Below are 17919 nucleotides of genomic sequence, written 5' to 3' on the forward strand. Positions count from 1 at the left end.
TTCGTCTCTCCGTCGGGTGGGTGTCGCGCACTGGCTGCGCGCGAGGTGGGAGTTCGGGGGTCAGGGGTCGGTGACGGTCGGTGGGGCCGTCGTGGATTCCCTGGGTACGAGCGGGGGTCGTTGCTCGGGGGATTCGGCGGACATGAGGTCGCTGGCGCCGCGGTCGAGCAGTTCGGCCGCGAGGCGGCGTCCCAGTTCCTCGGCGGCGGCGACCGGCCCGTCGGGATGCTCGGCGGGGACGGTCGTGCCGGAGGTCCGCAGGACCGTGGTGCCGTCGTGGGCGGCGACCACCGCGTGCAGCGTGAGCACGGCGTCGGCGGCCGGGGCGTCGGCGCCCGGGTCGGTGCCGGCGAAATCGGACCGGGCGGAGTCGGTGCCGCTGAGCTCGGCGCGCGCGCCGACAGGCGCCGTGCACCCGGCCTCGAGGTCGCGCAGGAGGGTGCGCTCGGCGGCGATGCGGACGCGGGAGGGGAGGTGGTCGACGACGGCGAGGGCCGCGATCGCCTCGGTGTCGTCGGCGCGGGCCTCGACGGCGAGAGCGCCCTGGGCGGGGGCGGGCAGCATCTCGTCGATACCGAACCGGTGGGTGGCGCGCTCTCCTGCCCCGGTGCGGTCGAGTCCGGCGGCCGCGAGGACGACCGCGTCGAGATCGCCGCTGGTGACGTATCCCATCCGCGTGTCGATGTTCCCGCGCAGGGGGTGCAGGTCCAGGTCGGGGCGCAGGGCCGCGAGCTGGGAGCGCCGACGCGGGGCGGAGGTGCCGACGCGGGCGCCCTGCGGGAGCGTCTCCATCGTGAGCCCGTCGCGGGCGATGAGCACGTCCGACGGGTCGACGCGCGGGGGCACGGCGATCGGGGCGAACCGGTCGTCGCGCGCGGTCGGCAGGTCCTTGTACGAGTGGACGGCGATGTCGCAGTCACCGCGCTCGAGGGCGGCGCGCAGCTCGAGGGTGAACACGCCCACGCCGATGCGCTCGACGGGGGCCATCACCACGTCGCCGCGGGTGCGCACGATCACCAGCTCGGCCGGGTATCCGGCGGCGATGAGGGCGTCGCGGACGTGCCCGGCCTGGGTGGTGGCCAGGGTGCTGCCGCGGGTTCCCACCTTCAGGGTCCTGCTGCTCATGACGCCTCCTCGTCCACGTCGCGGTCCAGGTCGAACAGGGTGCGCACGACCGCCGCGTAGTTCTCCCCGTCCGGTTGGGCGGCGAGTTCCTTGAACCGCACGGTGGGCGGGTGCAGGAGCTTGTCGACCACGCGGCGGACGGTGTTGGCCACCTCGTCGCGGACCTTGTCGTCCATGTCGGGCAGTCGCGACTCGAGTCGGCGCATCTCGGCGGCAACGACCTGTCCGCCGCGGCCCCGCAGCTGGCCGATGAGCGGACCGACGCCGGCCATGCGCTCGGCCTGCGTGTACGCGGTGAGCTCGGCGTCCACGATCGTGCGGGCGGCGTCCGCTTCGGCCGCGGCGGACGACGTGGCGGGGTCGGCCTTGAGCGCCTCGATGCCCAGCAGGGTCACGCCGGGCAGGCCGGCGACGGCGGGGTCGACGTCGCGCGGCATACCGAGGTCGCAGATGACCAGGGGCCCGCGGTCGCCGCGACGGGCCAGCGCGGTGTGGATCTCGCCGAGCGTGACGACCGAGCCGACGGCCCCGGTGCAGGTGAAGAGGATGTCGGCGCGGGCGACGGCGGTGGCGAGCTCGTCGAGCGGGAACGCGGTGGCGGGCGTTCCCGAGTCGCGGGCGATCTCGGACAGCCGGTCGGCGCGCTCGGGGGTGCGGTTGGTGATCTCGATGTGGGAGATCCCGCCGCGGCCGAGGTGTGCGACGGCCAGTCCGCCCATGGCGCCGGCGCCGAGCACGACGGCCTGCCGACCGTCGAGGCGGCGCGAGGCCGGGGCGTCGGGGGCGTCGGCGTCGTCGCTCGCGTTGAGGATCTCCGCGGCCCGGTCGAGCGCCACGGAGACGACGGACGCGCCGGCGGAGTCGATGCCGGTCTCGGTGTGGACGCGCTTGCCCACGTGCAGGGCCTGCTGGGCGAGGCGGTGCAGCGTGCTGCCGGCCGCGCCGATGTCGGAGGCGGACTGGTACGCGGTGCGGATCTGGCCGATGATCTGCTGCTCGCCCACCACCATCGAGTCCAGGCCCGAGGCCACGGAGAACAGGTGCTCGGCGGCGGACTCGGAGTACCGGATGTACAGGTGCCGGCTGAGCTCGTCGACGGACAGGCCCGAGTGGCGCGACAGGAGGTTGACGACGTCGTCGAGCGCCGGGTGGAACGCCTCCACGGCCGAGTACACCTCGACGCGGTTGCAGGTGGTGACGATCATCGCCTCGTCGACGTTCTCGCCGGCGATGAGTTCCTCGGTGAGCGCGTCGCGGTCGACCTCGGACACGGCCACGGCCTCGAGCAGCGCCACCGGCGCACTGTGGTGGGACACACCCACCAGGAGGATGCTCACAACCGACCCCCGGACGTCAGGGCCTGACGGGCCCATGCCAGAATGGATGCCAGCTCGTCAACTCGGGGAGAAACCACTCGGGAGAAGAACGCAGGCCCGCCGGACGAACTCGCGGAACGCTGGTCCACAGTCGGTCGTCTCCTGTCGGTGTTCACGGCTGTGCACAGGGCACTCCCGGATCGGGAATACTCTGCCGGGACGGCCGTGGCCCTCAAGCCTGCGTACGACCCGTAACGGGATCCACCGTAACCCGCATGACACCCCGGGACAAAACCGTCACCGCACCGGATGCTATGTCCGTGCAGCGCCTCACACCGCCCGTGAACAGCGCGGACCGGAGGCCGACCGCCCGAGTACGGTGACAGCGTGCCCCCGCGTCGCAGGTCCTCCGCCACGATGTCCGCCGCCACCCGCGCCCGGTACGCGAAGCGTCGACAGCGGCGCCTCGCCCGGGTCGACAACGACCTTACCGACCCGCAGTGGGCGCGGATCCTCGACGCGTGGGGCGGTTGCGCCTACTGCCACGCCGTCGGGCCGGCCCTGCAGCGGGACTGCGTCATGCCGATCTCCCGAGGCGGGCGCTACACGCTGGAGAACGTGGTCCCGGCCTGCGCGTCCTGCAACGCGAGTAAGCGCGGGCAGCGAGGTCACCGGGTGGCTGCGGCGCAAGAAGCTCGACGAGGGCGCGTTCCTGCTCCGGCACGCGACCATCCTGCAGGCCCTGCGCACCGACGACGCCTGAGCCCCGGCGGGGCTCGTCACCGGTCGCCCACCGTGCCCGTCCGGCTCTAGTCCCATCCCGCGAACGGGTCGGGCCCGGCGAGCGTGGCGAGCAGCTCGTCGTCGTCGACCTCCCAACACGAATGCTCCGCACCGTCGACCAACACGACCGGCAGGCGGTCCCCGTACTCGGCGGCGAGGTCGGGGTCGTCGGCACGGTCCACGTCGGTGACCTCGAGGCGCGCGCCGGCACCCTCGCACAGGGGCAGCAGCTGGCCGTGGACGCGGACGCAGCTGCCGCAGCCCTCGCGGGTCAACAGGGTCACCGTGTGCACCATGCCTCGATAGTGCACCACCCCTCCCGGGCTCCCCTAGGATGGGGTCGCAGCCCCCGAGGAGGTCCCGCCCGGTGAACGACTCCCATCCGGAGAACGACCACGCCAGCGACGAGCACGCCGACTCCCCGCGCCGCCGGCGACTGCCCGGTCGTGCCGACGTGATCTCGGCGCTGGGAAGGCTCGTCTGGAGACGCCGCGACGCGCGGGTCCAGCGGGTCGCCGGCGAGGCCTCCGCCGAGCACGCCGTCAAGCTCGAGCCGGGTGCCGAGCCCGGGCCCCCGCTCGCCGGCGCCGACGGTGCCGCTGTCGCTCCCACCGCCCCGCCAGCCGCCGGCACCGTCGAGGAGACCGCGGACACCGGGCCGTTCGTGGCGGACCCGCGTGTCGCCGCGTTCTTCGACGTCGACAACACCCTCATCCAGGGCGCCTCGATCATCCTGCTGGCCCGCGGGTTGGCCAAGCACCGGTTCTTCACCGCGCGCGACATCGCCGGACTCGCCTGGTCGCAGGCCAAGTTCCGGATCTCCGGCGAGGAGAACGCCGACGACGTCGCCGCCGGGCGCGACAAGGCGCTGAGCTTCGTCAAGGGCCGCACCGTCGCCGAGCTCACCGCGCTGAGCGAAGAAGTGGTGGACACGTCGATGCTCGACCGGGTCTGGCCCGGCACCCGCTCGCTCGTGCAGATGCACCTCGACGCCGGGCAGCAGGTCTGGCTGGTCACCGCGACGCCCGTGATGCTGGCGCGCGTGATCGCGACGCGGCTGGGACTGTCGGGCGCGCTGGGGACGGTCGCCGAGGAGCACGACGGCGTCTACACGGGCCGCCTGGTGGGCGACATCCTGCACGGGCCCGGCAAGGCGCATGCGATCGCCAAGCTCGCCGAGGCCGAGGGCTTCGACCTGTCCCGCTGCTACGCGTACTCGGACAGCTTCAACGACATGCCCATGCTGACGATGGTCGGCAACCCGGTGGCCATCAACCCGGATTCGCGGCTGCGTAAGTACGCCTCGGAGAACGGCTGGGACGTCAAGGACTTCCGCACCGTGCGCAAGGCGGCCAAGAAGGCGATGCCGGGCGTGCTGGCGGTCGGCGGGCTGGCGGGTGCGCGGGCGGCGGCGCGGTCGTCGTACGGCGTGCGCGCGGCGGGCTCGCTGCGCCGGATGTTCTGAGCCCGCGCCTCAGCCGAAGAACACGCTCCCTCGCCGCGCGAGGTTGCGGAACAGCGTGTTCTGGATGGTCTCGCGCACCTGGTCGGTGATCTCGAAGACCACCATCGGGTCGTCGGCGGCGTCGGGCCCCAGGTGGGAGGTCTCGATGGGCTCGCCGAACTCCATCGTCCACTTGGTGGGCAGCGGGATCCCGCCGAGCGCGCCCAGCAACGGGAACGCGGGCGTGACCGGCATGTACGGCAGGCCCAGTAGTCGGGCGAGCGCGGGGATCTCGCCGATCTTGGGGTAGATCTCCTCGGAGCCGACCACCGAGCAGGGGATGATCGGCGCCCCGGCGGCCAGCGCGGTCGCGACGAACCCGCCGCGGCCGAAACGCTGCAGGCGGTACCGGTCGGCGAACGGCTTGCCGAGGCCCTTGAACCCCTCGGGCCACACCGCCACGACGTGGCCGGCCTCGAGCAGCCGTTCGGCGTCGGCGGTGCAGGCGAGGGTCGCGCCGGCCCGCCGGGCGAGCGGCGCGGACACCGGCAGGGTCATCGCCAGGTCGGCGGCCAGCAGGCGCAGGGCGCGGCCGGCGTGATCGTGGACGGCGACCGTGGTCATCATCCCGTCGATCGGCAGGACTCCCGCGTGATTGGACACGATCAGCCCGGCCCCCTCGGCGGGGATGTTCTCCGCGCCGATCACCTCGACGCGGAACCAGTGCTCGAACAACGGTCGCCACAGGGGCAGCCAGACGTGGGTGTGGAAATGCTCGTCGAACCCGAACTCGTCGACCTCGTACCCGCCGGTGATGCGGGTGGCGAGCAGTTCGCCGGCGGCGTTGACGGCGTCGGCCAGGCCGGTCAGCGCGCTCACGTCCCCGGTCGCGAGCATCGTGTCGACGGTGCGGGCGAGGTCCCGCACGGGCGCCAGCACCTCGGCGTCGATCGGCAGGACGTCCACGACCTGCCCGATCGAGGACCGCATGGAGGTCAGGAAGCGGTCGATGATCCGGCCGATCTCCGTGGCGGCGGCGTCGCTGCCGGTGGTGTCCCCGAGGAAGCCCTCCCCCACCATCCGGCCACTGCGGGCGTCTCGGCGGCCCTCGCCCCAGCGGGGCCCGCCGAGGGGTTGGCTCAGGTCGAATTCCGGGCCCTTCACGGCGCCTCCTCCTCGATGCGATCGGGCTCGAGCGGTTCTGACAGAGCGCCGATCGCCTCGAGCTCGTCGAGGGTGGTGTCCACTCCCGCGCGCAGCCGTGTCGCCACCGGCCCCGGGAGCAGAGAGGCGACCTTGGCGACCTTGCGCTCGACCGACTCGCGGGTGACCAGGGGCTCGGCGCCGGAGTCCACCAGGTATGCGTGCAGCGCCTCCTCGGTGGAGTAGCGCGGGGTGAAACCGAACTCGGTGCGCATGCGTGTGGTGTCCATCGTCCGGCCGTACCGCAGGTAGCGCAGCTGCGACGTGCCGATGTCCTGCAGCCCCTGGCTCGACAGCAGCCTCGCGGCGAGTTTGAACGTCGCCGGCATCACCGGAAGCGGGATGTGCCCGGCGCGCCGGATGGCCTGGGTCAGGGTGAGCACCCCGTCCGCGGCGATGTTGTACGTGCCGGGCGTCGCGCCGAGCGTGGCGTGCAGCAGCGCGTCGAGGGCGTCCTGCGGGTGCAGCAGCTGGATGCGCGGGTCATACCCGGCCAACACGGGCGCCACCGACGGCAGCAGCAGCTCGCCGACCACGGTGGGCTCGGGCAGGCCGAGGATCGCGGGGATGCGCAGGATGGTGACGTCGATGTCCGGGCGCTTACGGGACATGCCCCGCACGTAGCCCTCCACCGACAGGTGGTCGACCGGGATGCCGCCGCCGGCGTGACGGCGCGCGGCCATGTCCTCACTGAACATCGCCGGGTCGACCCCCGAGGAGCCGTATACGGACGTCGAGGAGATGAGCACGAACCGCTTGACCGTGGCGGCCCGGCGACAGGCGGCGATCACGTGCATCGAGCCCATGATGTTGGACTCCTTGACGGCTGCGCGACCACCGGGGGCGAAGTCGGTGTGGTGCAGGCCGGCGTGGACGACCGTGTCGATGTCCGCCTCGCGCAGGATCCCCTGCAGACGCGGCGACTGGGGGTCGAGGCGCACGAACTCGGCGTCGCGCATGCGCCTGCGGTGTTGCGGCGACGGTTTGACCGAGTCGATCGCCAGCACGCGTTCGACGGAGTCGTTGCGCAACAGCATGCCCACCAGGTGCGCGCCGAGATACCGACTGCCGCCGACGACCGCGACGGCGCGGGCCGATCGACTGGTTGGCGCTTCGGTGTTCACCCGGCTGAGTCTAGCCGCGGGTCCGGTCTCCCATGTGCGCAGTCGCCACGCCGCCGGGTTCGATTCCCGCAGTGACAGCCGCGCGCGACGATGGCGTCTGGCGCGCCCCGCGGGGAGGGCGAGACGCCGTGGCGAGGAGCGGCTGCGGGAATCGCGTGCAGCCGCGCGAGCGAGACGCCATGGCGAGGAGCGGCTGCGGTTGACGCGCGACCCGGCCCGCAGAACCGACAGCGCCTGCCGACCGCTCCCCCGAAATACACCGATGCCCGCCACCGCTGCTGGTGACGGGCATCCGCTACAGGCGTGAGTCCGGGCGCTATCGGGGCGCCGCGAGACTCACTTACCGAGCTTGCGACGCTGCACGCGGGTCCGCCGGAGCATCTTGCGGTGCTTCTTCTTGGACATACGCTTGCGGCGCTTCTTGATCACAGAACCCATATCGGGGGTCACCTACCTGTCGACTACTGGTCTGGGGCCGTTGTCACGGGCCGTACTGCCACGGGTCTTACTACGCTCCGGCGTCCGATCGGGGCTCGGGAGCCGGGACGGAACCCGTCCAGACTACCTGCCCGCCCCGCCCCGGAAAAAACGGGCCGTGCGCCGGGCCAGCACTCCCGCCCGGCCGGGCCACCACAAGCGGCAGCCCCCGCCCCGCGCGTCAGCCCGCGGAGAAGTACGAGGTGTCGAGGTACTCGTGCACGGCCTTGGAGTGAACGCGGAACGACCGACCCACCCGCACCGCGGGGAGCTCGCCCGAGTGGACGAGTCGGTAGACCGTCATCTTGGACACGCGCATCAGCGCGGCGACCTCGGCAACGGTGAGGAACTGGGAACCCCCCGCCGCCTGCGAGCCGCCATCGGTCTTGTCGGAAGTCGCCATCTCACAACCCTTCGTGGCACGCGTCGTGCCGCAGGCTTCCCCTCCTGCGGTACGGACACGCACGTGCTGGGTATGAGCCTAGCGTGAATGGTGTGATCAATGCGACGGGAGTGGGCGAATTACTTCTACGACACGCCGCCAGATCCCGCCCTCACCCGTTCTGAGCTGGGGTTGTGCTAAATAAGCGACCCGCCGGGTGGCTGAGATCTCAGCTCCGGCGGGTCGGTTCGGTGGGCGCACACGCGGCCCGTCCTGCCGCATCGGCGACGGGCGGGGCCGCGCGGGGTCAGTCGTTCTCGTCGTCGTCGGAGGTGGCCGCCTGCGCCAGGGACCGCGACCGGGACGCCGCCGCCTCGACCGCGTCCGCCACGGCCGCGCGCAGTCCGCGGGCCTCGAGCGTGCGGATCGCCGCCGCGGTGGTGCCGCCCGGGGAGCTCACGTTGTAGCGCAGCTCGGCGGGCCCCTCGCCGCCGCCGGTGAGCATCGCGCCCGCGCCGAGTGCCGTGCCGGTGGCGAGCTTGACCGCCACGTCACGCGGCAGCCCCCGTTCGACGCCGGCGTCGATCATCGCCTCGGCGAGGAGGAAGAAGTAGGCGGGGCCGGAGCCGGAGATGGCGGTGACGGCGTCCATCTGGGCTTCGGAGACGACGACGACGAGGCCCACGCTCTCCATGATCGTGACCACCTGCTCGAGGTGCTCGTCGCGCGCGTAGCGGCCCTTGCAGACCGCGGAGACGCCGTGCCCCACGAGCATGGCCGTATTGGGCATGACCCGCAGGACGGGCGAGCCGGCGCTGAGCTTGTTCTCGAGCACCTTCGTGGGTACGCCCGCCGCGAGCGAGACGACGATCGACTCGTGGACGCTGTCGGAGATGGCGTCGCCGATCCGGTCGACCACCGCGGGCACGTCCTGAGGCTTGACGGCCACGACGATCACATCGGCGCCCTCACACCCGATGTCGAGGCTGGTGGCGAGGATGTTGTACTTCTTGGCCAGCTCGTCGGCGCGGGCCTGCACGGCCTCGACCACCACGATGTCCGACGACTCGGTCCCCGACTCGCGAAGCCCCGCGATGAGGGCCTCTCCGATGCGTCCGCCGCCGACCACTGCGATTCTCGTCATGCTCATTACAGTGCCACACTCGGCCGCCCGCTCCCGGCTGCTGGCTGCGTGCTCCGTCGACCGGCAGCGCGCCGACCGGGCCTACGCGCGGCTCGCGCGCGGGCGGGCCTCGCGCACCCTCCGCACTCGATCCGCCCCTCGGATTGCGATCCGCCCCAGGAACCCGCAGCGCACATCGCAATCGGAAGCGCGTATCGCGATCCGAGGTGCATGTCGACGCCATCCGGGCGGACCCTCGCCTCCGATCGAGGGGCGCATCGCAATCCGCGGGGCATCTCGCGGCCTGAGGGGCGGACCGACCGCGCCGGGCCCGCCCAGCCCCCGCGCCACCTATCTGATCCCGCTGCACCCGTGGGGCCCCATAGGTGGCGCGTGATCCGATAGGCGGCGCGTGATCCGATAGGCGGCGCGCAAACCGATAGCTGAGTCGCGGCGCCGCCGGAGGCCCGCAGGGGCACGCGCCGAGAAACGACTCCGCCCGCACCTGGTGCAGGTGCGGGCGGAGTCGAGTGGGCGGGCGGCCGGGTGGGCGGAGAGCCTAGGTGACCAGCCTCAGCAGTAGCGGGCCGCAGGTCACTCCTAGGCCGACGATCACCGCCAGCGCGATGCTCACCGTGTCGTTTGACCGGCGCAGCACGCGGACCATGGCGACGAGTCCCACGATCACCACGATCGCCAGCGCGAGCGCCACCCACGTGAGGTTGTTCCACAGCAGCTGGAAGCCGATGAACAGGGCCGCACCGGCGACCGCCGAGGCCAGCACCTGCGCGATGAGGATCAGCCACTGCGACGCCGACGACCGCTCCGCGCCGACGCCGCCCGGGGCGTACTCGAAGTCGCGGTACCCCGGGTCCGTCTGGTCGGCCGCGCGCTCGTCGGCGGTGGGCTGTCCCGCCGGCTGCTCGGCCGACTGCGCTGTCTGCTGCCGGGCGGTCGAGTGCTCGTCAGCCGGCTCGTCGGTCCCGGGCCGGGCGTCGGCGGTCCCGGCGCCGATGACAGCGGCGGCCATCCCGGCCACGCCCGCACCGCCGGCGGCGGCAGTGGTCGCCGCGCCAAGAACGCCGTCACGCCCGTCGGAGTCGGTCGTCCCGGAGTCGGTCGCGGCGGTGTCGCCGGTCTGCTCACCGGGAGCCTCGGGTGCGCGGTGGGCGGTCGAGCCGCTGCCCGACGGCACTCCCCACTCGGGGCCCTCCCCCGGAGCGGTCGCCGACGCATCCGCCTCGGCGGCGTCGTTCTCGCCGCGCTTGCCGGCTGCGGCCGCGGCGGCAGCAGCAGCCGGAGCCCCGGCGGCAGACTTCGCGGTGGCAGGAGCCCCGCCGGTCGAGGTCTTGCCGGCCGCGGTGGAACCGGGAGCAGTGGCCTTGTCGGCCACGGACGGGCCGGCGGCGGGCACCGCGGGCTGCGGCGTGGTGGCCGCGTTCGCGTCGGCACCGGTCGAGCCGGACCCGGCCCGAGCAGCGGCCGCGCCGGCGGCGCCCACCGCCGTGACGCCCGCGCTACCGACCGTGCCGCCGGGGGCGGAGTCGGCGAGCGGGCCGGCGGCGGGAACGGCGGGCTCCGCGGACTCGGCGGCCTGATCGTGATCGGAACGGCCGGCGGGGGCCGGACGGCCGGCCGGGGCGTCGAACTCGGACTGCTGCGGATCCTTGCGCTTGCGGCCGAACAACCCGCGCAGGCCGCCCTTCTTCTGGGGCTCGCCGGCGGCGGCGACGGCAGACGGAGGCGGGGTCTGCCCGGCCGGAGCCTGCGCCGACGGGGTCGGGGCGGCCGGGGTCTGCGCCGACGGAGCCTGGGTGCCCGGGGTCTGCGCTCCCTGCGACCGCGGCGCGGCCGGCATCTGCGAGGTGGGCTGCTGCGACGCCGACGACGCGGCCTGCCCCTGCCCGGCCCGCTCAGCCTGACCAGCCGACCCGGCGGGCGTGGACGTCGTGGACCCGCCGCTCGCCGAGGACGGCCCTGACGCGGGCGCCGCGGACCGCGGGGATGGGGACGAGGTGGGGCTCGTCGTCGTCCCCGGGGTCTTCCCCGCGCCCGCCGAACCGCCCGCCGGACCGCGCGCGCCCTCCGGTGCGCCGGCCGAACCGCCCGCACCCTCCGGTGCGCCGGCCGGACCGTCCGAGCCGGTCTCCCCGGCCCCCGACCCGGCACCAGACCCGGCTACGACCTGACCGGCACTCGACTCGCCACCACCGGCGGCCTCCTCGGCCTCGCGGGCCCGTCGGCGGGCGGCGCGGCTGCTCAGTACGGTGTCGTCGGTGATGCGCGGGATCTCACCGGTGAGCTCGGAGACGCTGACGCCCCCCTCCTCGGCACGGCGACGTCGACGCCCGCCCGGCGCGGCCTGCTGCTCTGCGCCCATGCGCTTGAGCAGCTCCGCCACGGTGATCTGCTGGCCCTCAGCATCCTCGGCCATCGTCAGCTCCCCTTCCCGTCGCCGCCCACGTCCCGGTCGAGACGCTGCAGGATCAGCCCCTCTCGCAGGGCCCACGGACAGATTTTCACACTTTCCAACCCCAACGCACGCATGGCGGCCTCCGCCACCAGCGCGCCCGCCACCACCTGATGCGAGCGGTCGGAGCTGATCCCTTCCAACTCTGCCCTGTCCGCGGCCGTCATGCGGGAGATGAACGCGATCACCTGCCGCAGACCCGCCGCCGTGAGGATCCGCTCCACGCGCGGCCCCTCCGACGACGGCGCCGCACCCGTGAGCCGGGCCAGCATCCGGAACGTCTTGGAGGTGGCGCACGCCAGATCGGGCTCGCCCGCGGCGCGGATGGCCCGCGCGGGGCCGTCGAGCTCGGCGTCGATGTAGTCGCGCAGCTGGTTGATGCGCTTGCGCTCGGGCGGATCGGTCTTGAACCAGTCGTGCGTGAGGCGGCCCGCGCCGAGCTGCAGGCTGTACGCCTGCTCCGGCAGCTCGTCCTCCCCGCTGGTCATCTCCAACGAGCCTCCACCGATGTCGAGGTTGACGATCCGCCCCGCGCTCCACCCGTACCAGCGGCGGGCGGCGAGGAACGTCATCCGCGCCTCGTCCTCGCCGGACAGGACGCGCAGCTCGATCCCGGTCTCCCTGGCGACCTTCTCCAGCACCTCGTCGGAGTTGGCCGCGTCGCGCACGGCCGAGGTGGCCAGCGCCATGACCTCACGGCACTTGGTGGCGCGCGCGAGTTCGGCGGCCTCGTTGACCGCGTCGATCAGCCGGGCGATGCCGGTGCGGGAGATGTTGTTGTCCTCGTCCAGGTACTCGATCAGCCGCAACCGGGTCTTGGAGTCGTTCATCGGGGTCGGGTGACCACCCCGGTGGGCATCGACCACCACGAAGTGGACCGTGTTACTGCCCACGTCCAGGACACCTAATCTCACACGACCACCCTAAACGGTCTACGGTCGCAGGTTGTGACCGCCACCGACCGCCCCTCGAACCCGGGTACCCCTCTGCCCGAGGTCGCCCTGGACTTCCCCCGCGAGTGGTACACCTTCCCCGACCCGGCGAACGACGAACACCTCATCTCCGCCGACATGACCTGGCTGCTGTCCTCGTGGACGTGCGTCTTCGGCACCCCCGCCTGCCACGGTATCGAGGCGGGCCAGCCCGACTCCGGGTGCTGCACGCACGGTGCGTTCCTCGCCGACGACTCCGACCGGCGCCGCCTGCGGGCCAACGTCGCCCTGCTCCGGCCCGAGGAGTGGCAGCACCGCGAGGCCGCCGAGCGCGCCGCGTCCGAGGAGGGAACCGTCCTCGAGTCGTGGCTCGAGGAGGACGAACTGACCGGCGACGACGGCGAGATGGAGCCCGCGCTCAGGACACGCCGCCTAGGCGGCCGATGCGTGTTCTTCAACGACGTCGGATGGCCGACCGGGTCGGGCTGCGCCCTGCACCACCTCGCCGCGCGGACGGGGCGTAGCCTCCCCGAATCCAAACCCGACGTGTGTTGGCAGCTGCCGATACGACTCACGCAGGACACCGAGACCCGCGCCGACGAGGTGGAGATCCTCCACACCCGTGTCGGCGAGTACGACCGCCGCGGCTGGGGCCCGGGCGGGCTCGATCTGGACTGGTACTGCACCGGCTCGCCCGAGGCGCACGTCGGCACCGAGCCCGTGTACGTCTCCCTGCGCGACGAGCTGGTCGAACTCCTCGGCGCCGAGGCCTACGAGGTGCTCGCCGCGGCGTGCGGGCGCCGGCGGCAGCTGGGCATCGTGGCCGTGCACCCGGCGACCGAGCGCGCGGCTGGCGGGGGCGCCGACGGGTGACGCCGGCGGCGGCGCCGCGCGCCGACGGCGGGCGGGGCGATCAGGCCGCCGGCGGGCGGGGCGGTCAGGCCTCGAACTTGTAGCCCAGCCCGCGGACGGTGACCAGGTGCACGGGCTTGCGCGGGTCCGTCTCGATCTTCGAGCGCAGCCGCTTGACATGCACGTCGAGGGTCTTGGTGTCGCCGACGTAGTCCGAACCCCACACCCGGTCGATGAGCTGACCGCGCGTGAGCACCCGGCCCGAGTTGCGCAGCAGGTACTCGAGCAGGTCGAACTCCTTGAGCGGCAGCGTGACCGCCGCGCCGCGGACCATCACCGTGTGCCGCTCGATGTCCATCCGCACCGGCCCGGACTCCAGGACGCCGATCTCCTCGACCGGCTCGGCCTCGGACTCCGCGCCGCGCCGCAGCACGGCCCTGATGCGGGCGATGAGTTCGCGGGCCGAGTAGGGCTTGGTCACGTAGTCGTCGGCACCCAGCTCCAGGCCCACGACCTTGTCGATCTCACTGTCCCGAGCGGTCACCATGATCACCGGCACGCTCGACGTCATCCGCAGGCGCTTGCACACGTCGGTGCCGGACATGCCGGGCAGCATGAGGTCGAGCAGCACGATGTCCGCACCCTCGGACTCGAAGCTCTCCAGCGCGGTCGGGCCGTCCCCCGCCACGTCGACCTCGAAGCCCTCCTTGCGGAGAAGGAACGCCAGCGGATCCGCCAACGAATCCTCGTCCTCCACGATCAGCACCCTGGTCACGGCACCTGGTCCTCTCCTTGTGAGACGTGCTCGGCGGCGGGGGTCGTCCCGTCGCCACCCGGCTCCACGTGGGCCGGGAGTTCGAGTGTGAAGGTCGACCCCGTGCCGGGGCGGCTCCACAGGCTGACAGCTCCGTTGTGGTTCTGCGCGACGTGCTTGACGATCGCGAGCCCCAAGCCCGTCCCGCCGGTCGCCCGCGAACGCGCCTTGTCCACACGGAAGAACCGCTCGAAGACGCGGGCCTGGTGCTCGGGGGCGATCCCGATGCCGCGGTCGGTGACGCGCAGCATCACGGTGTCCCCGTCGATACCCCGGGTGATCGACACCGGAGTGCGCTCGGGCGAGTAGTTGACCGCGTTGGAGACGAGGTTGGTCAGCGCCGTGACCAGCAGGGTCCGGTCGCCCTTCACCTCGAGGCCGGACGGAGCGTCGGTGATGAGCTCGATCCCCGCCGCCTCCGCCGTCGACGCGGACCGGCGCAGTGCCTCGTCCACCACGTCGTCCACGTCCACCGGCTCGGGGTCTCGGATCCGCTCGGCGCCCTGCAGCCGCGAGAGCTCGATCAGCTCGGAGACCATCTTGCCCAGCCGCTGGGCCTCGCTCACCACGCGTCCGCCGAAGTACTCGACCGAGTCCGGGTCGTCCTTGGACTCCAGGAGCGCCTCCGCGAGCACGGCCATCGCCCCGACCGGCGTCTTGAGCTCGTGGGAGACGTTGGCGACGAAGTCGCGGCGGGCGGCCTCCATGCGGCGGTGTTCCGAGTCGTCGTCGGCGAACACCACCACGAACTGCTCGTTGTACTCGCCGAGGATCTCGCTGCGCCCGCTCACCGAGGGGATGCGCCGGCGGCCGGTGAGCAACTTGGCGGGCAGGTCGAAGCGCGTGGGCTCCCCGGTCGTGAACGTCGCCTGGGCGGCCAGCCACACCGGCTCCACGAGGAGGCGGTCGTCGACGATCCCCAGCTCCGCCGCGCGACGGTTGTAGAGGACCACGTCCTGATGCCGGTCCACCACGGCCAGCGCATATGGCGCCTGCAGGTAGACCCCCTGCAGCACCTCCAGCCGGCTCGGCCCGGCCTGCTCGGCACGGCGACGCTCGTTGCGCCGGTTGATAAGCGGGACGACGAAGCCGCCCACGATGAAGCCGATGACCCCGGCGACGATCGCGAGGAAGATCCCCAGACTGACCTGCACGGCCCCGATCCTACGGTGCCCCGCCCGCGCGCCCGAATCGACGAACCTCCGTCCACCGGCGGGAAGTCCGCAGGTGGACGGGGGTTCACGGCCCGTTCACCGGGCCTTCACCTGCGACGGGCCGTCCGACCGCACCGGGGCGGGGACGCCGCCGCGCGCGCTACTTGCCGCCCTGGTTGGCGACCGCCGCCGCACCCGCGGCGGCGGCCTCCGGGTCGAGGTAGGTGCCGCCCGGGTTGGCGACCAGACCGGCCTCGTCGAACCGGTACACCAGCGGGATGCCGGTGGGGATGTTCAGGCCCGCGATGTCGTCGTCCGAGATGCCGTCGAGGTGCTTGACCAGTGCTCGCAGCGAGTTACCGTGCGCGGCGACCATCACCGTCTTGCCCTCCGCGAGCTTCGGGGCGATCTCGGCGGCGTAGTACGGGATGAACCGCTCCACGACGTCCTTGAGGCACTCGGTCAGCGGCACCTCCGGCAGATCGGCGTACCGGACGTCGCTCGTCTGCGAGTACTGGTTGTCCGCGTCGATCGGCGGCGGCGGCGTGTCGTAGCTGCGGCGCCACAGCATGAACTGCTCATCGCCGAACTCCTCCTTGATCTCCGCCTTGTTCAGCCCCTGGAGCTTGCCGTAGTGCCGCTCGTTGAGCTTCCAGTGGCGGATGACCGGCACCCAGTGGCGGTCGCACGCGTCCAGCGCGATGTTCGCCGTGGTGATCGCACGACGCAGCAGCGACGTGTAGAGCACATCGGGCAGGATCCCCGCCTCCGCGAGGAGCTCGCCGCCGCGGACCGCCTCCTCTCGCCCCAGATCGGTGAGGTCGACGTCGACCCAGCCCGTGAACTGGTTGGATGCGTTCCACGTGGACTGCCCGTGACGCAGGAGGACGAGTGTTCCATAAGCCATACGGCCATTATGACCCGCGCTCCGAGGACTACGGTGCAGACATGACCACACACGCCGGAGCCGACACCCCCGCACACCCCGACCGGCCGTGGACCGTGCACTACACCCCGGGCACGACGCACGACCTCGACTACGGCGCCACCACCCTCATCGACCAGTTCGACGCCGCCGTCACCGCCCACGCCGACCGGCCCGCCACCGAGTTCTTCGGCCGCCTGACCAGCTACTCCGAGCTCGGCCGCCGGGTCCGCCGCGCCGCCGAGGGCCTGCGCCGACTCGGCGTCCGGCCCGGCGACCGCGTGGCGGTGCTGCTGCCGAACTGCCCCCAGGGCGTGGCCGTCTTCTACGCGGCCCTGCGCATCGGGGCGATCGTCGTCGAGCACAACCCCCTCTACACGGCCGACGAGCTCGAGGGCCCGTTCACCGACCACGGGGCGAAGGTCGTCGTGACGTGGAACGTCGTCGCCAACGTCGTGCGCGACCTCGCGGACCGCCCGGGCACCCGGATCGAGCACGTCCTCGCCGTCGACCTCCTCGACGCCTTCCCCACCGCCAAGCGACTCGCGCTGCGACATCTCCCCGTGCCCGCGCTGCGCGCCTCCCGCGCCAAGCTCACCCGGCCCGCGCCCGGCACCCTCGACTGGGGCGAGCTCGAGACCGGCCCCGAGCTCGACTTCTCGCACCCGCGGCCCGCCGCCGAGGACGCCGCGCTCATCCTCTACACCTCCGGCACCACCGGGACCCCCAAGGGCGCCGTGCTCACCCACGCCAACCTGGTGGCCAACGCGAAGATGGGTCGCGCCTGGGTTCCCGAACTCACGCCGGGCGAGGAGAAGTTCCTCGCCTCCCTGCCGATGTTCCACGCCTACGGCGTCACGCTGTGCGTGGTGTTCGGGATCGCCGAGGGCGCGCGGCTCCAGCTGGTCCCGACCCCGGACATGGACCTCATCATGCCGATCCTGAAGAAGGACCTGCCGACCTTCATCCCGGCCGTCCCGCCGATCTACACCAGAATCCTGGAGGAGGCCGAGAAGCGGAAGATCCCGCTGCACGGCATCCGGCACTCGCTGTCCGGCGCCATGAGTTTGCCCGCCGAACTCATCGAGAAGTGGGAGTCCGCCACCGGTGGTCTGCTCGTGGAGGGCTACGGGATGACCGAGACCTCCCCCATCACCGTCGGCAACCCCATGTCGACGGCGAGGCGGGCCGGCTCCATCGGCGTCCCGTTCCCGGACACCGACATCCGCGTGGCCGACAAGGACGATCCCTCGCTCGACGTCCCGACCGGCGAGCCCGGTGAGCTCCTGGTCAAGGGACCGCAGGTCTTCCCGGGCTACTGGCGCAACGAGAAGGCGACCGCCGAGACCTTCCACGACGGCTGGATCCGCACCGGTGACGTCGTGGTCCAGGACGACGACGGCTTCCTGCACGTGGTGGACCGGATCAAGGAGATGATCGTCACCGGCGGGTTCAACGTCTACCCCTCCGAGGTGGAGGCGGTGCTGCGCACCGCCCCGGGGATCGCGGACTGCGCGGTGGTGGGCCGTCCCGCCGCCGACGGGGGCGAGCAGGTCGTGGCCGCGGTGGTCCTCGAGCCGGGGGCGACGCTCGACGTCGACGCGGTCCGCGCGCACTGCCGGACGTCGCTGGCCGGGTACAAGGTGCCGCGGGAGTTCGTCGAGGTCGACGACCTGGTCCGCAACCCGATGGGCAAGGTCCTGCGCAAGAAGGTCGCCGAGCAGATCAACGACTGCTGTCGATCGACTAGCTAAACGACGTGACCTTCGCCGTAAACGTATAGGTTGACACCCCA

General features: G+C 72.4%; 16 protein-coding genes and 1 pseudogene. 4 read left to right on the forward strand and 13 right to left on the reverse strand.

Annotation, left to right across the window (positions count from 1 at the left end; translation table 11 throughout):
* Nucleotides 1-60: 60 nt before the first annotated feature.
* Together hemC and VYL96_RS13310 are read right to left on the reverse strand one after the other, a co-directional pair.
* Nucleotides 61-1125: a hydroxymethylbilane synthase gene (gene hemC / locus VYL96_RS13305; protein ID WP_007630310.1), complete on the reverse strand. Its 1065-nt coding sequence runs from the start codon at nucleotides 1123-1125 to the stop codon at nucleotides 61-63.
* A complete protein-coding gene (locus VYL96_RS13310) occupies nucleotides 1122-2462 on the reverse strand; it encodes a glutamyl-tRNA reductase (RefSeq protein ID WP_007630311.1) in 1341 nt (446 codons plus the stop codon). Before VYL96_RS13310 ends, hemC begins: the two co-directional genes overlap by 4 nt.
* A gap of 396 nt (nucleotides 2463-2858) precedes the next feature.
* Here VYL96_RS13310 and VYL96_RS13315 point away from each other — a divergent pair.
* Nucleotides 2859-3204: pseudogene (locus VYL96_RS13315) on the forward strand (HNH endonuclease).
* Nucleotides 3205-3250: 46 nt separating this feature from the next.
* Here the strand turns inward: VYL96_RS13315 and VYL96_RS13320 are convergent.
* Complete coding sequence (locus VYL96_RS13320; RefSeq protein WP_007630314.1) at nucleotides 3251-3520, reverse strand: glutaredoxin family protein; 270 nt, start codon at nucleotides 3518-3520, stop codon at nucleotides 3251-3253.
* Between the two features lie 71 nt (nucleotides 3521-3591).
* Between VYL96_RS13320 and VYL96_RS13325 the strand changes: the two genes are divergently transcribed.
* The gene (locus VYL96_RS13325; RefSeq protein ID WP_131885371.1) at nucleotides 3592-4689 is read left to right on the forward strand and encodes an HAD family hydrolase; all 1098 of its coding nucleotides are present in this window, start codon (nucleotides 3592-3594) and stop codon (nucleotides 4687-4689) included.
* A 9-nt stretch (nucleotides 4690-4698) separates the two neighbouring features.
* Here the strand turns inward: VYL96_RS13325 and VYL96_RS13330 are convergent, their stop codons facing one another.
* The 7 genes from VYL96_RS13330 to VYL96_RS13360 all read right to left on the reverse strand — a co-directional run bounded on the left by VYL96_RS13330 (nucleotide 4699) and on the right by VYL96_RS13360 (nucleotide 12361).
* The gene (locus tag VYL96_RS13330) at nucleotides 4699-5832 is read right to left on the reverse strand and encodes a lysophospholipid acyltransferase family protein (RefSeq protein WP_131885372.1); all 1134 of its coding nucleotides are present in this window, start codon (nucleotides 5830-5832) and stop codon (nucleotides 4699-4701) included.
* Nucleotides 5829-6995, reverse strand: coding sequence for an NAD-dependent epimerase/dehydratase family protein (locus VYL96_RS13335; RefSeq protein ID WP_131885373.1), 1167 nt, complete (start codon nucleotides 6993-6995; stop codon nucleotides 5829-5831). The genes VYL96_RS13330 and VYL96_RS13335 overlap by 4 nt, the downstream gene beginning before the upstream one ends.
* A gap of 336 nt (nucleotides 6996-7331) precedes the next feature.
* Nucleotides 7332-7433 (reverse strand): 30S ribosomal protein bS22, encoded by a 102-nt coding sequence (locus VYL96_RS13340; protein WP_003855542.1) that lies wholly within the window; start codon nucleotides 7431-7433, stop codon nucleotides 7332-7334.
* 220 nt (nucleotides 7434-7653) lie between these two features.
* Nucleotides 7654-7875: a helix-turn-helix domain-containing protein gene (locus tag VYL96_RS13345; RefSeq protein WP_007630344.1), complete on the reverse strand. Its 222-nt coding sequence runs from the start codon at nucleotides 7873-7875 to the stop codon at nucleotides 7654-7656.
* A gap of 286 nt (nucleotides 7876-8161) precedes the next feature.
* The gene (gene proC / locus VYL96_RS13350; RefSeq protein WP_131885374.1) at nucleotides 8162-8998 is read right to left on the reverse strand and encodes a pyrroline-5-carboxylate reductase; all 837 of its coding nucleotides are present in this window, start codon (nucleotides 8996-8998) and stop codon (nucleotides 8162-8164) included.
* A 538-nt stretch (nucleotides 8999-9536) separates the two neighbouring features.
* The gene (locus tag VYL96_RS13355) at nucleotides 9537-11411 is read right to left on the reverse strand and encodes an Rv0497 family membrane protein (RefSeq protein WP_131885375.1); all 1875 of its coding nucleotides are present in this window, start codon (nucleotides 11409-11411) and stop codon (nucleotides 9537-9539) included.
* Nucleotides 11412-11413: 2 nt separating this feature from the next.
* Nucleotides 11414-12361 carry a Ppx/GppA family phosphatase gene (locus VYL96_RS13360; protein ID WP_207913541.1) on the reverse strand — a complete coding sequence of 316 codons (948 nt, stop codon included), beginning with the start codon at nucleotides 12359-12361 and terminating at the stop codon, nucleotides 11414-11416.
* Nucleotides 12362-12394: 33 nt separating this feature from the next.
* Here VYL96_RS13360 and VYL96_RS13365 point away from each other — a divergent pair, with 33 nt between their 5' ends.
* Complete coding sequence (locus tag VYL96_RS13365; protein ID WP_131885376.1) at nucleotides 12395-13252, forward strand: DUF3109 family protein; 858 nt, start codon at nucleotides 12395-12397, stop codon at nucleotides 13250-13252.
* A 64-nt stretch (nucleotides 13253-13316) separates the two neighbouring features.
* Here VYL96_RS13365 and VYL96_RS13370 read toward each other — a convergent pair whose 3' ends face one another.
* From VYL96_RS13370 to VYL96_RS13380, 3 genes are all read right to left on the reverse strand, one after another.
* Complete coding sequence (locus VYL96_RS13370) at nucleotides 13317-14006, reverse strand: response regulator (RefSeq protein ID WP_131885377.1); 690 nt, start codon at nucleotides 14004-14006, stop codon at nucleotides 13317-13319.
* Nucleotides 14003-15199, reverse strand: a complete 1197-nt coding sequence (locus tag VYL96_RS13375) for a sensor histidine kinase (protein WP_106385069.1) — start codon at nucleotides 15197-15199, stop codon at nucleotides 14003-14005. Before VYL96_RS13375 ends, VYL96_RS13370 begins: the two co-directional genes overlap by 4 nt.
* A gap of 160 nt (nucleotides 15200-15359) precedes the next feature.
* Complete coding sequence (locus VYL96_RS13380; RefSeq protein WP_131885378.1) at nucleotides 15360-16106, reverse strand: phosphoglyceromutase; 747 nt, start codon at nucleotides 16104-16106, stop codon at nucleotides 15360-15362.
* A gap of 41 nt (nucleotides 16107-16147) precedes the next feature.
* Between VYL96_RS13380 and VYL96_RS13385 the strand changes: the two genes are divergently transcribed.
* Complete coding sequence (locus VYL96_RS13385; RefSeq protein ID WP_131885379.1) at nucleotides 16148-17878, forward strand: long-chain-fatty-acid--CoA ligase; 1731 nt, start codon at nucleotides 16148-16150, stop codon at nucleotides 17876-17878.
* Nucleotides 17879-17919 lie beyond the last annotated feature (41 nt).

This window comes from Dietzia maris (assembly GCF_036287335.1).
GTDB lineage: Bacteria > Actinomycetota > Actinomycetes > Mycobacteriales > Mycobacteriaceae > Dietzia > Dietzia cinnamea.

Coding starts and splice junctions, on each gene's coding strand:
- proC (WP_131885374.1), bottom strand. CDS start 8,998: ATGACGAGAATCGCAGTGGTCGGCGGCGGACGCATCGGAGAGGCCCTC.
- VYL96_RS13355 (WP_131885375.1), bottom strand. CDS start 11,411: ATGGCCGAGGATGCTGAGGGCCAGCAGATCACCGTGGCGGAGCTGCTC.
- VYL96_RS13380 (WP_131885378.1), bottom strand. CDS start 16,106: ATGGCTTATGGAACACTCGTCCTCCTGCGTCACGGGCAGTCCACGTGG.
- hemC (WP_007630310.1), bottom strand. CDS start 1,125: ATGAGCAGCAGGACCCTGAAGGTGGGAACCCGCGGCAGCACCCTGGCC.
- VYL96_RS13385 (WP_131885379.1), top strand. CDS start 16,148: ATGACCACACACGCCGGAGCCGACACCCCCGCACACCCCGACCGGCCG.
- VYL96_RS13340 (WP_003855542.1), bottom strand. CDS start 7,433: ATGGGTTCTGTGATCAAGAAGCGCCGCAAGCGTATGTCCAAGAAGAAG.
- VYL96_RS13345 (WP_007630344.1), bottom strand. CDS start 7,875: ATGGCGACTTCCGACAAGACCGATGGCGGCTCGCAGGCGGCGGGGGGT.
- VYL96_RS13320 (WP_007630314.1), bottom strand. CDS start 3,520: ATGGTGCACACGGTGACCCTGTTGACCCGCGAGGGCTGCGGCAGCTGC.